Genomic DNA, 16,309 nt, shown 5'->3' with positions numbered 1-16,309 from the left:
GCTATGGGGTGGGCGCGGCCGGCAAGATGCGGCGGCGCTCGAGGCCCTGCACGAAGCGCGCGAAAACGAAGGCGGCTTGCCGCTCTTTGGCGGCGGCTTTTCCGCTCTCTCTCACGCTGGCCTCGCGGCCCCCCGGTTATACCTGTAGGCGCGTTAGACCAACGCCTCGATCAGAGCCATTTCACGGCTCGTCATCAGCTTTTCGATATCCATCAGGATGAGCATGCGGCCTTCCACGGTGCCGAGGCCCGTGAGGTACTCGGTCGTGAGCGTCGCGCCGAACTCCGGCGCGGGCATGATCTGCTCCATCTGCAGCGTGAGCACGTCCGACACGCCGTCCACCACCATGCCGACCACGCGATGCGCGACGTTCAGGATGATGACGACCGTCTGGTGGTCGTACTCGACACGGCCCAGATGGAACTTGATGCGCATGTCGACGATCGGCACGATGATGCCGCGCAGGTTGATCACGCCCTTGATGAAATCGGGCGCGTTCGCGATGCGCGTCACGCTGTCGTAGCCGCGGATTTCCTGCACCTTCAGGATGTCGATGCCGTACTCTTCCGCGCCGAGGGTGAAGACGAGGAATTCCTGACCGCCTGCGTCGGCCTGCAGCGCGTCGCGGCGTTGCGCGCCGGCAAGCGCGCCGTGCGCGCCGCCTTGAATCGATTGGACTTCTGCCACGTTAGCCCCTGAACGGTTGGGAGATGATGGGTTGAATGCGTGCGGACTTCATTACGATCATGCGAATTCGGCGAACGCACCCGAATTGGCGCTGGCGCTCACGCCGTGCGTGGCGCGCGTCTCGCGATTGAGCGCGGCCACGTCGACGATCAGCGCAACGCTGCCGTCGCCGAGAATGGTCGCCGCCGAAATGCCGTGCACCTTGCGGTAGTTCGTTTCGAGGTTCTTCACCACGACCTGCTGCTGGCCCACGAGCTCATCGATCAGCATGGCGAAGCGACGGCCCTCGGTTTCCATGATCGTGACGATGCCCTGCGTCGGGTCGGTGCGCGCGCCTTCCACGTTGAACGCCTTGTGGAGCGCGACGAGCGGCAGGTATTCGCCGCGCACGCGCACCACGCGGTCGCCGTTGGTGACCGTGTAGATGTCTTCGTGGCGCGGCTGCAGCGACTCCATCACGAAGTTCAGCGGCAGGATGAAAATTTCTTCGCCGACCTTCACCGACATGCCGTCGAGAATCGCCAGCGTGAGCGGCAGCACGATGCGCGTGGTGCTGCCCTTGCCCGCGTGCGAGGTGATCTCCACGTGGCCGCCCATCGCCTGGATGTTTCGCTTGACCACGTCCATGCCCACACCGCGGCCCGACACGTCCGTCACTTGCTCGGCGGTCGAGAAGCCCGGCAGGAAGATGAGGTTCCAGACCTCGTCGTCGGACATGGTGTCGCTCACCTGCATGCCCTGCTTGATCGCCTTGGCGAGAATCTTGTCGCGGCGCAGGCCCGCGCCGTCGTCGCTCACCTCGATCACGATATTGCCGCCGTGGTGCGCGGCGGACAGCACGAGCTGGCCCGTGGAGTCCTTGCCCGCGGCGCGGCGCGCTTCCACGGTTTCGATGCCGTGGTCGAGCGAGTTGCGCACGAGGTGGGTGAGCGGGTCGATGATGCGCTCGATGAGGCTCTTGTCGAGTTCGGTCGCTTGACCGAAGGTGACAAGCTCGACTTCCTTTCCGAGCTTCGCCGCGAGATCGCGCACGAGGCGCGGGAAGCGGCTGAAGACGTAATCCATCGGCATCATGCGGATCGACATCACCGCTTCCTGCAGATCGCGCGCGTTGCGCTCGAGCTGCGCCATGCCGTTGTAGAGGCGGTCATGCAGCGCCGGGTCGAACGTGCTGGTCGTTTCCGCCAGCATGGCCTGCGTGATGACGAGTTCGCCCACGAGATTGATCAGCTGATCGACCTTTTCGACGCCCACGCGAATCGAGCTGCCTTCCGCCGAATTCGCGGCTGCGGCCGGACGCGCCTTGCGCTCGCCTTCGGGTTGCGCGGGCGTGGCGACGCCCGGCGCGCTTGCCGGAGGACGCGGCGCTTCCAGTTCCGCGTGCGGTGCGGGCGGCGGGGGCGCAATCACGGCGGGTGCGCTCGCGACTGGCGCCACCGGTGCTGCGGGCGGCGCGGCGGGTGCCGGTGCAGCCGCAGGCGCGGCCGCGGCCGGCTGCGCGTCGCCCTGGGGCGCTGCGCCGCGGCCGATCGCAATCTGCTTCTCGTCGATCACGAAGCAGCACACCGCGATGATGTCGTCGGAGGTCACATCGGTTTCGAGCCACAGCGTGAGATCGTCGCCGGTCTTCACCTGGCCGAGAATGCGGCCGAGGTTGCCAAGCTCTTCGACGAGCAGCTCCTGGTCCTTCGCGTCGACGGCGCGCAGCGTGACGCGCAGGTGCGGGCCTTCCGCGCTCGCATCTGCACCCGCATTTGCTCCGTTGGCGGGCGCCGAGCCTGCTGCATCGATCGCCTCGCTCACGACGTGCTCGGGCGCGCCCGAGCCTGCACCCAGTGTGCTGTGCATTTCGAAAGCGGCTTCGAGATCTTCTTCCGAATCGCCAGCGCTTGCCTGCGGCGCCGGAGCGGGCGCGGGGGCCGGCGCCGGTGCGGGTTCAGGCGCCGGTGCGGGTACGCCGCGGCTTTCCGCATAGAGGCGCTCGAGCTTCGTGCGCACGGCGGCAGCCGCTGCCGCATCGGGCTCGGCGCTCGCGCGGTAGGCGCCGAGCTGATCGGAAAGCACGTCCTTCGTTTCGAGGAACGTGTCGATCATGTCCTTGCGCAGCACGAGCTCGTTGTTGCGAGCGCGGTCGAGCAGCGATTCGAGAATGTGGGTCGTCTCGGTCAAGGCCGTGAAGCCGAACGTCGCCGCGCCACCCTTGATCGAGTGGGCCGCGCGGAAGATCGCCGCCAGATCCTCGGGATCCGGGCGGCCGACGTTCAGGTTCAGGAGAAGCTGCTCCATCTGCGCGAGCAGTTCGTCCGCCTCGTCGAAAAACGTCTGATAAAACTGAGTGATGTCGAGAGTCATTGCTCTTTCACCGCGTTAATTGCCTGGTTGGTGCCGGGTTAGTCGCCGCGCGGCACCTCAAGGGTGGGCCTCGCCGAGCGCGCTCGCCAGATCGACGAGCAGTTCGGGGTCCACCGGTTTTTCGATCCAGCCGGTCGCGCCTGCGTCGCGTACGGCTGCCTTGAAGCCTTCGTCCGATTCCGTGGTCAGCACGAGGATGGGCGTTTCGAAGTACGAAGGATTCGCCCTCAACTGCTTGATCAGGTCGAGCCCGCCCATACGCGGCATGTAAAGGTCGGTGAGCACGAGATCGAAGCGCTGGGCGAGTGCGTGCTCGAGCCCTTCTTCGCCGTCGCTCGCCACTGTCACTTCGTAGCCTGCCGAGCCGAGCGCCGCACGCAGGATCTCCCGCATGGACACCGAATCGTCGATCGCCAGAATGTTCCTGATCATCCGTTCCTCGTTGTCATTGCGCTGCCGGCGCGACGCTCACCGCCGGCGCCAGCGCCGTTGCCATCTTCGGCGCGAGCTGGACGGGCGCGGGCGCCGCCTTGACCGGCACGGCGTCCGGCGTGAGCCCGGGCAGGCTCTTGCCCGAACCCGCTGCGTCGTCGGAGAGCGTGGTGGTGGTCGAGTCGTCGTGCATGAGCGCGTCTTCGGACTTCCTGTTCAATACGATGATGCTGATACGGCGGTTTTCCGGGTCGAGCGGATCGGCCTTGTTCAGGTTCTGCGTCGAAGCCAGACCGAGCACGCGCAACACCTTCGATTCGTCCATGCCGCCCGCGATCAGCTCGCGGCGCGAAGCATTCGCGCGGTCGGCGGAAAGCTCCCAGTTGCTGTAGCCCTTCTCGCCGCCGGCGTACGGCACGGCGTCGGTGTGACCCTGCACGACGATGCGGTTGGGCACATCGTTGAGCGTCTTGCCGATCGCCTGCAGGATGTCGCGCATGTACGGCTCGACCACGTCGCGCGCCGTTGCGAACATCGGGCGCTTCTGCGAGTCGACGATCTCGATGCGCAGGCCCTGCAGCGTGGAGTCGATGCGGATCTGCTGCTTGAACTGGCGCAGCACCGGGTTCGCCTCGATCGCCGCCATCAGCTTCACCTGCAGGTCGTGCAGGCGCACCTGCTCCTTGCGTTCGAGCGAGCCTTCGAGCTGCTTCGAGGCGTCGTCGTCGTTGTGCTTCGACTGGTTGCGCTCCGAACGCTCGGTCGCGCCGTCGCTGCGGCGCGTGACGCCCTGGTCCTGCGACGAGATGTCCCGGCCGCCGCCCTTCAGGATGCTCGAGTCTTCGGCGCTGCGGTCGCCGCCCCAGAGCGTGATCTTCATCGGCTGATTGAAGTAGTCGGCGATGCCCTTCAACTGCACCGTCGATGCCGACGACAGCAGCCACATCAGCAGGAAGAACGCCATCATCGCGGTCATGAAGTCCGCGTAGGCGAGCTTCCACGCGCCGCCATGATGGCCGGCCTTCTTCGGCGCGGCGCGCTTGACGACGATTGCGCGGTCCTTGTTGTTGCTCATGGGCCGGTCCTTACTTCGCCTTCACGCGGCGCACGTGCTCTTCGAGCTCCGTGAACGACGGACGCTCGGTCGAGAACAGCACCTTGCGGCCGAACTCCACGGCAATGGCCGGCGCGTAGCCGTTCAGGCTCGCGAGGATCGTCACCTTGATGCACTGGAACATCTTGGTCGACTCGGTCACGCGCTGCTCGGCGAGGCTCGAGAGCGGGCCGATCAGGCCGTACGAAAGCAGAATGCCGAGGAAGGTGCCCACCAGCGCCTGGGCGATCATCTCGCCGAGAACTGCGGGCGGCTTGTCGGCGGAAGCCATGGTGTGGACCACGCCCATCACGGCCGCGACGATACCGAACGCCGGCATGGCGTCACCCACCTTGGCGAGCGCATGCGCGGGCGCCTCGCCTTCGGCGTGGTGCGTTTCGATTTCCTCGTCCATGAGGCTTTCGATTTCGAACGCGTTCATGTTGCCGCCCACCATCAAACGCAGGTAGTCGGTGAGGAATTCGACGATATGGTGATCGGCCAGGATCTTCGGGTACTGCGTGAAGATCGGGCTCTTCTGCGGATCGTCGATATCCGCTTCGAGCGTGAGCGTGCCTTCCTTTCGCGCCTTCGCGAGCAGGACATAGAGCAGCGCGAGCAGCTCCATGTACACGTCCTTGTTGTATTTGGCGCCCTTGAACAGCGTGGGAAGCACGCGCAAGGTGGCCTTGATGGTCTTGATGCCGTTGCCGAGGATGAACGCGCCGAGGCCAGCACCGCCGATCATGAGCAACTCCATCGGCTGCATGAGCGCGCCGAGATGGCCGCCCTCGAGTGCGTAGCCGCCGAAGACGCAAAGGATCGTCAGGAGTGTTCCAACGATAATCAGCACAGCCGGGTCCTCACTAAGAAATGCGCCGCGAACCGCCGTCGGCCCGCGCCCTTAGCTGGGTTTACGGCAACTGCGCGGAAAACTTTGGGTTTGGATGGGCGCGGATCGTAAGCTGGCCGGGCATCTGCCGTCTGCACTGCCTCGGCATGACGGAGAAATCTGGGGCCGGTTCGCAAAGCCGCGCGGGAAGGGGTTGCAGTTTGTGCCGGTGGCCGCTTGCGAGCGCTCGTGACGACGCGGGCTTCGCTGCGGCAGGCGCCGTTCGGCATGGCCGGGCGGCGTGTTCACAAAGGCAGGCCGGGTTTATCCGGGGTCTGCGCCTGCACGAACGGCCTCGGGCAACCTCGGCGACATCGAACCGCGTCGATCTGCCTCAGGCCGCGATCTGCGATGCAAGCGCGCTGCGCCGCGTGCGCCCCGCCCGCGAAGGCGGCTGGCACAGACCGCAGACGAAGCCGCGCTGCGGATCGTGCGCGTGGGCCACGTAGCGGCCGCCGCATCGGCTGCACGGTGTCATCTGCAGGAGGCCCGAGGTGAAGTAGCGCACGAGCGTCCAGGCGCGGGTGAGGCTCAGCGCCGGCGTTTCGTCGTGCAGGCGCAGGTGCTCGAGATAAAGCCGGTAGCTCTTCACGATGGCGTGGATCGGCTCGCAGCGCGCGTGGCGGCACATGAACACGAACGTGTTGTAGAACAGCGAGGAATGGACGTTGGGCTGCCACGTCATGAACCAGTCGGTCGAAAACGGCAGCATGCCCTTGGGCGGCGACTCGCCCTTCACTTCCTTGTAGAGCCGGATGAGCCGGTCGCGCGAGAGCGAGGTCTCCGCTTCGAGCAACTGCAGGCGTGCGCCCAGTTCGATCAGTTCGATCGCAAGCGCGATCTCCTTTACCTCCTGCACCACACTCTTTGTCGCCATAGACACCCGTTGGAAGCCGCGAAGGAATGCGCTTGCTCCTGCTGCCGTTCGCGGGCAGCAAGGGGCAATGCGCGGCCGCGCGCTGCGGCGCGGGGCGAAGCGGTTCAGCCGATCTGCTCGACGTCCTGACCCGACATGATGATCGCCGAGTGGGTCAGCGCGGTTTTGCCCTTGTCGGCAAGTGCGCTCAGGATGGCGTGGTCGTCGAACCGGAAGCGGCAAAGCAGTTGGTTCGATGCGGCAAGACGTACGGTCTGCGCGAAAGAGAGGTTGGCGAGCACCTCTGCGGACTGCTCCGAGATGCCCATGCGGAACATGCCCGTCGGCTTGTCTTCGCGCAAAAGACGTTGCGCAAGCAACAGGTACGACAGGTTCACTTCCTTGATCTCACCCAGCATGTCGCTGTGCGTCGTCGCGCTCATAGATTCCCCCGAATCGATACGCGGCGGCTGGTCAGTCCGCCTGCGGAAAACGTTTGCTCGCCCAAATGCAACTCGAGTGCATCCGAACGGCCTTTTATGGTCGTGGGTGCATTGTGGCTGGGGCGGGAACAAATAGAAATCGGACGGATGCCGCGACGCGTTGCGAGAAAAACTTTCGCTAACGTGTAGGAATTTTTCTGACAAAGAAGCGGGAGCAGCGGCAGGACACGGTATGCGTCATGTCATTCGCATAAGCCGCGTAATTGTCTGCGGATTATAGGCTTTTTCATGGATACGTCACGCGCGCGTGCTATCCGGCCCCGCTTGTGTGCTATCCGGCCCTCGCATCAACACGTTGTGTCCCTTGCGCGAACGCGCCGGGCACGCGGCTTGCGCATTGCGCGCCCAGGCCGCATCACGCTTTGCAATGGCCTGAAACACACGCTGTATCCCGCTGTAACAACATTAAGCGTTTGCAAAACCGCGTGTATCGGGCCGTGAAATAGCCATAATCGAGCTCAGGGATAACCCGATACCGTCGTACCGCCGCAGTGCCGCATCACAGAATTCGTTGCACACGCGGCCTTTATGGGCTTCTTGCCCAGGAGATCGAACAATGCGAATCGCACAAATTGCGCCACTTTATGAAGCCGTTCCGCCCAAGCTTTATGGCGGCACCGAGCGCGTCGTGTCCTATCTGACCGAAGCGCTGGTCGACCTCGGCCACGACGTGACGCTGTTCGCCAGCGGCGATTCGGTCACCTCGGCAAACCTCGAAGCTGCCTGGCCGCGCGCACTGCGCCTCGACCCGACGATCCGCGACGCGCTGGCCCCCCACATGGTGCTGCTCGAACGCGTGCGCCGCGTCGCGCACGAATTCGACGTGCTGCACTTCCACCTCGACTACCTGCCGTTCCCGCTGTTCACGACCATGGACACGCCGTTCGTCACGACGCTCCACGGCCGCCTCGACCTGCCCGAACTGCAACCGGTATTCGAGCAGTTCCCGAACGCGCCGGTGATCTCAATTTCGGACTCGCAGCGCCAGCCGCTGCCGCAGGCCGCCTGGCAGAACACGATCTATCACGGACTGCCAAAGAACCTGCTCACGCCGCAGGGCGACCGCAAGCCCGAGTACCTCGCGTTCCTCGGCCGGATCTGCCCGGAAAAGCGCGTGGACACGGCGATCAAGATCGCCGCGCTCTCCGGCCTGCCGCTGAAGATCGCCGCCAAGGTCGACAAGGTCGACCAGGACTACTTCAAGACCGAGATCGAGCCGCTGCTGTCGCAGGCCCACGTTGAGTTCGTCGGCGAGATCAACGAAGAGCAGAAGCCCGCGTTCCTTTCGGGTGCCAAGGCGCTGCTGTTCCCGATCGACTGGTCGGAGCCGTTCGGCCTCGTGATGATCGAGGCGATGGCATGCGGCACGCCGGTGATCGCTTTCAATCGCGGCTCGGTGCCGGAAGTGATCGACCCGGGCGTGACGGGCCATGTTGTCGAGGACGTGCAAGGCGCGGTGGCCGCGCTTCAGAATATCGATTCGCTTTCGCGCGAGGCGATTCGCAACCAGTTCGAACACCGCTTCACGTCGCACATCATGGCCGGCAATTACGTCGACACTTATACGGCGCTCATCGAAGCCGCACAGCGTCCGGTACTGCGCCGTGTCGCCGCCGGCTGAGTGCGAAGCATTCCAACTTTCGAGATAAATCCAGACGAATGTACGGCGTGAATCGTTTGCGAGTCGGGCAATAGCGCCATTACGCGTTGATTACAGATGACGCACAAAAAAGAGCCGCATGATTCATGCGGCTCTTTTATTGCATTTGCGCTTGCATGGCGCCCGGATCGCTGCCCGGCGGCATTCGTCAGGCGATCAGATAGCGCTCGCGGTTCTTGCCCGCGATCCACTTGGGCGGCTTGCCGCGCCCGCTCCACGTCGCACCGGACTTGGGGTCCTGATAGCGCGCCGGCAGCGGCGCCTTTTTCGGCGGACGCCCGCGGCGCGCGGCCTCGGCAAAACCCAGGTCCTGGGCGGAAAGCCCGTACTCGACGATCTTATCCCTGATCGTGGCGATGACGTCCGCGATCTCCGTGCGCCGCGCCTCTTCGGCCTGAGCCTGGAGTTTTGCGATCTGCGCCTTGAGTTCTGAATATTGCGACATTTCTATCTCCCCTTCATATGCTCGTGAAACCGACTCGATCGGAGATTAGACGTAAATAACGGAATTCGCAATCGCTATTAATACTGCTTTATCGCTCTATTTCTCAATTTAACGATCAGTCGCTTCTGGCGCAATTGCGCACACATCGATCGCAATAATTCGATCAATTACATCAGAATTGACAATCCTTGACAGCATCGAAAAGTGCGACTGCCTAGAATCTGGCATTTCCCGGTGCCGGTGCTTTACGCGGCCCCTTCAAAAATCGACTTTTCGAGGTGTCACGCAATGCACTTATCCAAGCGACTCATTGCCGAACTGATCGGCACGTTCTGGCTTGTTCTGGGCGGCTGCGGCAGCGCCGTGCTCGCGGCCAACTTCGCCGGCCCGGTTCACGGGCTCGGCATCGGCTTCGTGGGCGTGTCGCTCGCTTTCGGCTTGACCGTGCTCACGATGGCCTACGCCATCGGGCATATTTCGGGCTGCCATCTGAATCCCGCCGTGAGCGTGGGCCTGACCGTGGCGGGCCGCTTCCCGGCGCGCGATCTCGTGCCCTATATCGTCGCGCAGGTGCTGGGCGCGGTGGTCGGTGCTTTCGTGCTCGCGCTCATCGCGACGGGCAAGCCCGGCTTCGACCTCGCCGCGAGTGGCTTCGCGACCAACGGCTACGGCGAGCATTCGCCGGGGCACTACGCCATGGGCGCCGCGTTCGTGTGCGAAGTCGTCATGACCGCGTTCTTCCTGTTCGTCATTCTCGGCGCAACCGACAAGCGCGCGCCCGCGGGCTTCGCGCCGATCGCCATCGGCCTGTGCCTCACGCTCATTCACCTGATCTCGATTCCGGTCACCAATACCTCGGTAAATCCGGCTCGCTCGACCGGGCCCGCGCTCTTCGTGGGCGGCGAGGTCATCTCGCAGCTGTGGCTTTTCTGGGTCGCGCCGATCGTCGGCGCCGTGCTCGCGGGCATCGTGTACCCGGCGGTGGCGGGGCGGCGCGAAGCGGTAGCGCCTGTCGTCGTGCGCGAGACGGCCTGACGCACTGACACGTCCGCGCGGCTCGTACCACGCCGAATCGCGCGACATTCATCTTGCGGCAGCAAACGGGCGCTTCGGCGCCCGTTTGTCTTGTTGGCCCAGGCGCCGCCAGTGCGCGGCTGATCAGGCCCACGGTGGCCGCGCTGCTAGAATCGGTCGACTTTCCCACCGACTTGCCACCCGGAGCATCGCGCCCAGCATGAAGCGCTCACACACCCGGCCGATCCGGCTCGCCCCGACGCTCGCCGCAGGGCTGAGCGCACTGCTATGCGCCTGCGCGCCGCTGCCGCCGGCCAGTGGGCCTGCGAACTCCAACAGCGCCACCAACGCCGCCGGGACAACGCAAACGGATGCGAGCCGCACGCCAGCCGGGCGTGACGTCGAGACACTCATTTTCGTGAGGCATGGCGAAAAGCCGCCAGAGGGATTCGGCCAGCTCAACTGCAAGGGGTTGAACCGCGCGCTCGCGCTGCCGGCCGTGATCGCGGCCAAGTACGGCAAGCCCGATGCCATCTACGCGCCCGACCCGGGCGAGCAGAAGGAAGACAACGGCCGCCCGTACTATTATGTGCGCCCGCTCGCGACGATCGAGCCGACCGCAATCCAGTTCGGCATGCCGATCCAGACGCCGTATGGGTATTCGAGGATCGATGCGCTGCAAACCGCGCTTGTCGATCCGCAGTGGCGCGGGCGCACCGTGCTCGTTGCGTGGGAACATCGGGAAATCGAGACGCTCGTGCGCCGCGTCGTCGCCGCGCATGGCGGCAGCGCGAGCGACGTGCCGCGCTGGGAGAGTGCGGACTTCGACAGCATCTATGTGGTGCGCATCGACTGGAGCAGCGGCGCCGCGCACGCGCGTTTCTCGCACGAGCGCGAAGGGCTCGACGGACGTGCCGACGACTGCCCGTGCGCGCAACTGCCCGCGGTGCAATAACTGCCGATAACTGCCGGAATGGAATCGCGAGCGCGGTCACGGCGCGAGTCGCGCTGCGCTCATGGCGCGGCTAGCGATTGCACCCGCGTGAACTACGAGGTGATTTCGTCGTTGAGCGCGAACAGCTTGCGCAGATGATGCGCGACACCGGCTTCGAAGTTGTTGCCAATGCGCGGCACCGAAGGCAGCCGCTTGATGAGATCGGGATTGGCATTGTTCATCATGAACGGATGACCCGCCGTTTCGAGCAGATCGATATCGTTCATATTGTCGCCAAACGCGACGCAACCCGCGGCGTCCATACCAAGCCGGTCGAGCACGACACGCAGCGCGCGGCCCTTCGACACACCGGCCACCATGACTTCGAGACAGTCCGGCAGCGAATAGGTGACGTAAAGCGCGTCGCCGAACTCGCACGCGAGATTCTGCGCGACGTGTGCGAGATCCGCCGGCTCGCCGATGTAAAGCGCCTTGGCAATGCCCGCACCCGCGTAATCGCGCAGGTTCACCACGCGGTACTCGAAGCCCGAGTCCTGGTGATACGCGAGCAGTTCAGGCGCGTCGCGGTCGATGAGCCAGGCGTCGTCGGTATAGATGCTCACGATTACGCGGCCGTGTTCGCCAACGGTATCGGCGGCAACGAGGCGCTCGACCATGGGCGCGCCCAGATTGCTCGCGTGGATCAGCGTGTCGTCGGGCGCGTGCACCCGCGCGCCGTTCGCGGTGATGAGATACGGCCGGATGCCTAGTACGTCGCGAATGCCGGCCACGTCGCAATAATGGCGGCCAGTCGCGATCACGAACGGCAGCCCCTGTGCATCGAGCGCGCCCAGCGTGGCAACCGTGAACGGATCGACCTGATGGTCGCTATTGAGCAGCGTTCCGTCGAGATCGGTTGCTATGACCTTGTACATGGTGATCAGACAGCTAGCGGGAAACGTTGAATCGTAGCATCTGCGGCACCGCTATGCCCTTGACCCGCGTTCGCGCCCCTTGTCGTCCACCACTCAATTGTCCGCCGCAGCGCGCGAGAGGCGCTGGGCTTCCATCTGCGCGAGCCGCAGCGCGCCGGCCGTGGAATCGGCGAGCGGCGTGCGCAGGCGATCGCGCACCGCTTGCGGCACCCATTCGCGCAGCGGCTGCCCAAGGCCGCCCGAGAGCGCCGCCGGCAGGCCGCCCGAAGGATCGAGCGCGGTGATGAGCTTGGCGATTTCCACACCGGCTTCGGCGAGCAGCCTCGCGACGAATGGATGTTCGCGATGCGCGAGGACGACCGGTGCGAGGCTGGCATAGGCCGTCTGGTTGGCCGCGCACAGCCACACGATCAGGCTGTCGCGATCTGTCGCCCGCGCGTGTGCAAGCAGCGCCCGAGCGAAGTCGTCCATGGGCGCGCGCGCGTCGAGCGCCTGCTGCGCCCAGACGATCGCGCGCAGGCCGAACCACGCGCCGCTCGCTTCGTCGCCCGAGGGAAAGCCAAAACCGCCCGCAATGCGGCACTGGCCGTCCTCGCCGAGCACCGCTGCGATGCTGCCTGTGCCGAGTGCGACCACCACGCCCGGCGCGCCGCCGTGCGCGCCCAGCAGCGTGGTGTAGGCGTCGCTTTCCACCGCGAGTCCGGCTACCGGCGGCGCGGCCGCGAGAAACGGCGCCAGCCAGTCGGGGTTGTTCACGCCCGCGAGCCCGCAGCCAAGCACGCATTGCGACCAGTCGAATGCAAGTCCCGCCTGCGCGAATGCGGCGCGACTGCCTTCCTCGATCGATTGCCAGGCACGTTCGATACCGAGTCCGAGCCCCGACGGCCCCGCAGCCGCTCGAGCGAGTTCGACGCCGTTGGTGTCGCCAAGGGCGATGCGCGTGCCCGTGCCGCCGCCGTCCACGCCAATCAACCAGGTGTATTTCTGCATGATTTCTGCCGCGCCTCGCGCGCCTGTGAGTCCGGTTCGAAAGCCAAAATTTTTGCCGTGCCGCAGAGACTAACGGCTTCCCCGGGTTCGCACAATCGGCCATCTGGCCAGGGTGGCGGCACAGCACCGATCCGCTATGCTTGCGTGGCCTGAACGATGTCTCGCAAGGAGAACTTACCGTGACACACCGCTGCAACTGGGTATCGGCCGGCGCGTCGCCGCAGTATGTGCAATACCACGACGAAGAGTGGGGCGTGCCGTCGCGCGATGACCAGCATCTGTTCGAAATGATCGTGCTCGAAGGCGCGCAGGCAGGACTCTCGTGGTCCACGATCCTCAACAAGCGCGAAGGCTATCGCCGCGCGTTCGCCAACTTCGACATCGCAAAGGTTGCGCGCTTCACACCCAGGCACGTCGAAACGCTCATGCAGGACGCCTCGATCGTGCGCAACCGGGCCAAGATCGAAGCCGCCATCGCCAACGCCCGCGCCGTGCAGCAAATCCAGGCTGAACACGGCTCGCTCGCGAAGTTCGTCTGGTCGTTCGTGAACGACACGCCCATCCAGAACGACCTGGCGTCGTATCGCGACGCACCGGCCTCGACCGAGGTCTCGGACGCCCTCAGTAAGGCACTCAAAAAATACGGCTGCAAATTCGTTGGCACGACGATCTGTTACGCGTTCATGCAGGCGGTCGGCATGGTCAACGACCATGAGCGCGACTGCATGTGCCGCGCGGCTTGCGCGGCACTCGGCAAAAAGAAGCGCCGCGCCTGAGCGCGGCAACCCGCGCGCGACTCGGGAAAGTCCCGAGCGGGACGAGCCGCGCCTCGCAAACCGTCGTCCAGCACGGCTTTGCGGCGCGCAAGCGCGATTGCGTCCAACGTCGGCCGAGGTAATTTCTCATCGCTACGGTGCGCAGCCCCACGGTTTTCTGCTGGCGCGCCGTTATAAAGGGAAGTGAATGCAGGCGCGTCAGGGGAACGCGTAGTAATGCCGGCTGGAAGGCCGGCGGCGCCGCATTAGAAGGGAATTAACCTGTGCCCGGCACCTGGGCAACGGGGGCTGAAATGAAAAACGTCCACTTCCTGAGTCATCAGGAGATTTTCGACCGCGCAGTGGCCCATCTCTTTGGCCAGGGGCGTGCGGCACTTCTTCCACGCGGCGGCGGCGCCTACCGGGGTGGCGGCTGTGGCGGCGGCTACGGCAGCGCACACAGCTACGGCGGTTGCCCGGTCGGCAGCTTTATCCACCCACGCGACTATATGAGCGCCATGGAAGGCATACCCGTGCGCTACATCGGCCGTGAGACGAACGACGTGCCGCTCTATATGGACGTGGGCGTTGCCGCGCTGAAAAAGGCGCTGCTGCGGGCTCATATCAACATCTTCGATCCGGCTACGATCAATCTGCTGAGTTGCCTGCAGAACGTCCACGACGTGTTCGGCGTGTGGGAATGGCGCGAGCGCCTTTGCTCGATTGCCGCGCAGTTCGGCTTGTCACCCGATCAGCTCAAGGACGCCGCCTGATATCGGGCGGCGCGCGCAACCGCCGCACAAACGCAAACGGCGGCGCAGCTTCTTGCGAAGCATGCGCCGCCGTCTGGCGGAACATCGAGCAGCGAAAAAGCTTAGTGGAGCTTCTTCGGCAGCATCTGGCTGCGCAGACGCTTGTGCAGGCGCTTAACAGCAGCTGCCTTCTTGCGCTTGCGAACAGCCGTCGGCTTTTCGTAAGCTTGACGCTCACGCAGCTCGGCGATCAGGCCGTTCTTTTCGATTGCGCGGCGGAAGCGGCGAATGGCCACTTCGAACGGCTCGTTTTCCTTCAGAAGAATCGTCGTCATGTATTTCCTAACTCAAATCGCTTAATACGGTTCAAAGGCGTGAGCGTCAAAGCCGCTCACGCGCCGGCCCTCCGGTCGTTCGCCACGCTGGGGCTGAACGAGAGGCAAGGCGGCCACGGAGGCCGGAAAAGAGAAGTAGGGGGTTCACAGCGGAACGCGATCAGGTCGACCTTGCTGCAACACACCTGACCGCCGGTTTGCGGCCGCCAACAGTAACGAACACGGCAACAAAACAGGCAAAGATCTCAATTCACTCTCAATGATATCAGGAAAGGATCTGCCTGACCAGGGTTTCTTGATTCTACTCAGTGACTTGCGTGGCGCACGGCGATTGGCGTGCCGCAGCGCCGCGCAAGTCCTGTCAATCAGGACACCTGGATGAATGCCGCTTCTCGCGCATCCGGCACCCGCGCTCAGGCGCTCGCGTCGTTGAGCGCCTGGATATCGGCCGGATCGAGCTTCAGCCGCACGGCCGCCGCAAGGCTCTCCAGCTGATCCAGCGAGGTCGCGCTCGCGATCGGCGCGGTGATGCTCGGGCGCGCGATCAGCCACGCCAGCGCAACCGCCGCGAGCGTGCTGCCGTGGCGTTCGGCCACGTAGTCGAGCGCCGCGAGGATCCGGATGCCGCGGTGATCGAGGTACTTCTCGACGCGCGAGCCGCGCGTGCTCTTCGCGAGATCCTCGCGCGAGCGGTACTTGCCTGAGAGGAAGCCGCTCGCGAGGCTGTAATAGGGCACGACCGCGAGCTTCTGCGCCATGGCCACCGGTTCGAGATCGGCCTCGTAGTGGGCGCGGTCGTACAGGTTGTATTCGGGCTGGATGATCTGGTACGCGGGCAGGTCCGACTTCCTCGACACCGCGAGCGCCTCTTCGACGCGCGCGCCCGTGTAGTTCGATGCGCCGACCACGCGCACCTTGCCGGCCTCGATGAGCCGCTGGTACGCGCCGAGCGTCTCCTCGAGCGGGACTTTCTGGTCGTCCTCGTGCGAGAAGTACACGTCGATGTAATCGGTCTGCAGGCGGCGCAGCGAATCCTCCACTGCCGCCGCGATGTTGGCGGCGGAAAGACCCGGGCGGCGCGGATCTTTTGCGACCTTCGTTGCGATCACCACCTTCTCGCGCTTGCCGCTCTTCGCGATCCACTTGCCGATGATCGTCTCCGATTCGCCGCCCTGGTTGCCGGGCACCCAGGCGGAGTAGACGTCTGCGGTGTCGATGAAGTTCAGGCCGGCGTCGGTGAAGGCGTCGAGGATCGAGAACGAGGTCGCTTCATCGGCGGTCCAGCCGAAGACGTTGCCGCCAAACATGAGCGGGGCGACCTGCAATGCGGAAGTGCCGATCCTGCGTAGTTCCATGGGGCCTCCAGAAAAAGGGCGAACGGGGAACCGTTGAGGATACGCCGCCTCGCCAGGCGCTGCAGCCGGCACGGGCACACCTCGATGGGCGCTTTCGCTAAACCACGTGCAATACCTGCCGTAAACACACTTGCAAACTGCATGACGCAGAAATGCGTGAGGGAAGCGGGAAGCACAGCGCGCGGTGTAACGGGATTTATTTTTATGCAGCGCGCAAATGAGGTCTCGATTGTCGGTGCTTCCCCTCAAGTTTTTTTTACCCACGCCGACAACCTTCACTGAGGCGGCCAGCAATGAAAGATTGCTTCCGCCGCGGCCA

The 16,309-nt window shown here is 64.5% G+C and carries 17 protein-coding genes; 5 read left to right on the top strand and 12 right to left on the bottom strand.

Translation table 11 applies throughout. From position 1 onward, the window contains the following. Positions 1–153: 153 nt before the first annotated feature. The 7 genes from cheW to flhD all read right to left on the bottom strand — a co-directional run bounded on the left by cheW (position 154) and on the right by flhD (position 6,755). Positions 154–687, bottom strand: a complete 534-nt coding sequence (gene cheW / locus VSR72_RS35795; RefSeq protein WP_342956958.1) for a chemotaxis protein CheW — start codon at positions 685–687, stop codon at positions 154–156. Between the two features lie 57 nt (positions 688–744). Continuing rightward, positions 745–3,039 (bottom strand): chemotaxis protein CheA, encoded by a 2,295-nt coding sequence (cheA, locus tag VSR72_RS35790; protein ID WP_342956957.1) that lies wholly within the window; start codon positions 3,037–3,039, stop codon positions 745–747. Between the two features lie 57 nt (positions 3,040–3,096). Beyond that, positions 3,097–3,471 (bottom strand): response regulator, encoded by a 375-nt coding sequence (locus VSR72_RS35785; RefSeq protein WP_158758898.1) that lies wholly within the window; start codon positions 3,469–3,471, stop codon positions 3,097–3,099. 13 nt (positions 3,472–3,484) lie between these two features. Continuing rightward, positions 3,485–4,546: a flagellar motor protein MotB gene (gene motB, locus VSR72_RS35780; RefSeq protein WP_342956956.1), complete on the bottom strand. Its 1,062-nt coding sequence runs from the start codon at positions 4,544–4,546 to the stop codon at positions 3,485–3,487. A gap of 10 nt (positions 4,547–4,556) precedes the next feature. Further along, positions 4,557–5,417: a flagellar motor stator protein MotA gene (motA, locus tag VSR72_RS35775; protein ID WP_342956955.1), complete on the bottom strand. Its 861-nt coding sequence runs from the start codon at positions 5,415–5,417 to the stop codon at positions 4,557–4,559. A 373-nt stretch (positions 5,418–5,790) separates the two neighbouring features. Then, a complete protein-coding gene (gene flhC, locus VSR72_RS35770) occupies positions 5,791–6,333 on the bottom strand; it encodes a flagellar transcriptional regulator FlhC (RefSeq protein WP_342956954.1) in 543 nt (180 codons plus the stop codon). 104 nt (positions 6,334–6,437) lie between these two features. Beyond that, positions 6,438–6,755, bottom strand: coding sequence for a flagellar transcriptional regulator FlhD (flhD, locus tag VSR72_RS35765; protein ID WP_342956953.1), 318 nt, complete (start codon positions 6,753–6,755; stop codon positions 6,438–6,440). 616 nt (positions 6,756–7,371) lie between these two features. On the opposite strand from flhD, the gene VSR72_RS35760 reads away from it, so the two are divergent. After that, positions 7,372–8,436 carry a glycosyltransferase family 4 protein gene (locus VSR72_RS35760; protein WP_342956952.1) on the top strand — a complete coding sequence of 355 codons (1,065 nt, stop codon included), beginning with the start codon at positions 7,372–7,374 and terminating at the stop codon, positions 8,434–8,436. Positions 8,437–8,623: 187 nt separating this feature from the next. Here the strand turns inward: VSR72_RS35760 and VSR72_RS35755 are convergent, their stop codons facing one another. Continuing rightward, the gene (locus tag VSR72_RS35755; RefSeq protein ID WP_342956951.1) at positions 8,624–8,920 is read right to left on the bottom strand and encodes an H-NS histone family protein; all 297 of its coding nucleotides are present in this window, start codon (positions 8,918–8,920) and stop codon (positions 8,624–8,626) included. A gap of 288 nt (positions 8,921–9,208) precedes the next feature. Between VSR72_RS35755 and aqpZ the strand changes: the two genes are divergently transcribed. Together aqpZ and VSR72_RS35745 are read left to right on the top strand one after the other, a co-directional pair. After that, positions 9,209–9,955 carry an aquaporin Z gene (gene aqpZ, locus VSR72_RS35750; RefSeq protein ID WP_342956950.1) on the top strand — a complete coding sequence of 249 codons (747 nt, stop codon included), beginning with the start codon at positions 9,209–9,211 and terminating at the stop codon, positions 9,953–9,955. A 199-nt stretch (positions 9,956–10,154) separates the two neighbouring features. After that, positions 10,155–10,889 (top strand): histidine phosphatase family protein, encoded by a 735-nt coding sequence (locus VSR72_RS35745; protein ID WP_342956949.1) that lies wholly within the window; start codon positions 10,155–10,157, stop codon positions 10,887–10,889. Positions 10,890–10,981: 92 nt separating this feature from the next. Here the strand turns inward: VSR72_RS35745 and VSR72_RS35740 are convergent, their stop codons facing one another. Both VSR72_RS35740 and VSR72_RS35735 read right to left on the bottom strand, forming a co-directional pair. After that, positions 10,982–11,803, bottom strand: coding sequence for a Cof-type HAD-IIB family hydrolase (locus tag VSR72_RS35740; RefSeq protein WP_342956948.1), 822 nt, complete (start codon positions 11,801–11,803; stop codon positions 10,982–10,984). A 93-nt stretch (positions 11,804–11,896) separates the two neighbouring features. Further along, complete coding sequence (locus VSR72_RS35735) at positions 11,897–12,793, bottom strand: BadF/BadG/BcrA/BcrD ATPase family protein (RefSeq protein WP_342956947.1); 897 nt, start codon at positions 12,791–12,793, stop codon at positions 11,897–11,899. A 179-nt stretch (positions 12,794–12,972) separates the two neighbouring features. Between VSR72_RS35735 and VSR72_RS35730 the strand changes: the two genes are divergently transcribed. Both VSR72_RS35730 and VSR72_RS35725 read left to right on the top strand, forming a co-directional pair. After that, the gene (locus VSR72_RS35730) at positions 12,973–13,569 is read left to right on the top strand and encodes a DNA-3-methyladenine glycosylase I (protein WP_342956946.1); all 597 of its coding nucleotides are present in this window, start codon (positions 12,973–12,975) and stop codon (positions 13,567–13,569) included. Positions 13,570–13,862: 293 nt separating this feature from the next. Beyond that, positions 13,863–14,321, top strand: coding sequence for a hypothetical protein (locus VSR72_RS35725; RefSeq protein WP_342956945.1), 459 nt, complete (start codon positions 13,863–13,865; stop codon positions 14,319–14,321). A gap of 101 nt (positions 14,322–14,422) precedes the next feature. On the opposite strand, the gene rpsU is transcribed toward VSR72_RS35725, so the two are convergent. After that, positions 14,423–14,635 (bottom strand): 30S ribosomal protein S21, encoded by a 213-nt coding sequence (rpsU, locus tag VSR72_RS35720; RefSeq protein WP_004198205.1) that lies wholly within the window; start codon positions 14,633–14,635, stop codon positions 14,423–14,425. Positions 14,636–15,048: 413 nt separating this feature from the next. Continuing rightward, entirely contained in the window at positions 15,049–15,990 is a 942-nt protein-coding gene (locus tag VSR72_RS35715; RefSeq protein WP_342956944.1) for an aldo/keto reductase, read from the bottom strand. Positions 15,991–16,309: the final 319 nt, after the last annotated feature.

The sequence above is a fragment of the Paraburkholderia sp. JHI869 genome, assembly GCF_038900775.1.
Classification (GTDB): domain Bacteria; phylum Pseudomonadota; class Gammaproteobacteria; order Burkholderiales; family Burkholderiaceae; genus Paraburkholderia.
The sequence above is the reverse complement of the archived record's forward strand: the minus strand, read 5'-3'. Positions and strand labels throughout refer to the sequence as shown.

Excerpts from the sequence above, each read along its gene's own strand:
- cheA (WP_342956957.1), bottom strand. The coding sequence starts at position 3,039 with ATGACTCTCGACATCACTCAGTTTTATCAGACGTTTTTCGACGAGGCG.
- VSR72_RS35785 (WP_158758898.1), bottom strand. The coding sequence starts at position 3,471 with ATGATCAGGAACATTCTGGCGATCGACGATTCGGTGTCCATGCGGGAG.
- motB (WP_342956956.1), bottom strand. The coding sequence starts at position 4,546 with ATGAGCAACAACAAGGACCGCGCAATCGTCGTCAAGCGCGCCGCGCCG.
- flhC (WP_342956954.1), bottom strand. The coding sequence starts at position 6,333 with ATGGCGACAAAGAGTGTGGTGCAGGAGGTAAAGGAGATCGCGCTTGCG.
- flhD (WP_342956953.1), bottom strand. The coding sequence starts at position 6,755 with ATGAGCGCGACGACGCACAGCGACATGCTGGGTGAGATCAAGGAAGTG.
- VSR72_RS35760 (WP_342956952.1), top strand. The coding sequence starts at position 7,372 with ATGCGAATCGCACAAATTGCGCCACTTTATGAAGCCGTTCCGCCCAAG.
- VSR72_RS35755 (WP_342956951.1), bottom strand. The coding sequence starts at position 8,920 with ATGTCGCAATATTCAGAACTCAAGGCGCAGATCGCAAAACTCCAGGCT.
- aqpZ (WP_342956950.1), top strand. The coding sequence starts at position 9,209 with ATGCACTTATCCAAGCGACTCATTGCCGAACTGATCGGCACGTTCTGG.
- VSR72_RS35745 (WP_342956949.1), top strand. The coding sequence starts at position 10,155 with ATGAAGCGCTCACACACCCGGCCGATCCGGCTCGCCCCGACGCTCGCC.
- VSR72_RS35740 (WP_342956948.1), bottom strand. The coding sequence starts at position 11,803 with ATGTACAAGGTCATAGCAACCGATCTCGACGGAACGCTGCTCAATAGC.
- VSR72_RS35735 (WP_342956947.1), bottom strand. The coding sequence starts at position 12,793 with ATGCAGAAATACACCTGGTTGATTGGCGTGGACGGCGGCGGCACGGGC.
- VSR72_RS35725 (WP_342956945.1), top strand. The coding sequence starts at position 13,863 with ATGAAAAACGTCCACTTCCTGAGTCATCAGGAGATTTTCGACCGCGCA.
- rpsU (WP_004198205.1), bottom strand. The coding sequence starts at position 14,635 with ATGACGACGATTCTTCTGAAGGAAAACGAGCCGTTCGAAGTGGCCATT.
- VSR72_RS35715 (WP_342956944.1), bottom strand. The coding sequence starts at position 15,990 with ATGGAACTACGCAGGATCGGCACTTCCGCATTGCAGGTCGCCCCGCTC.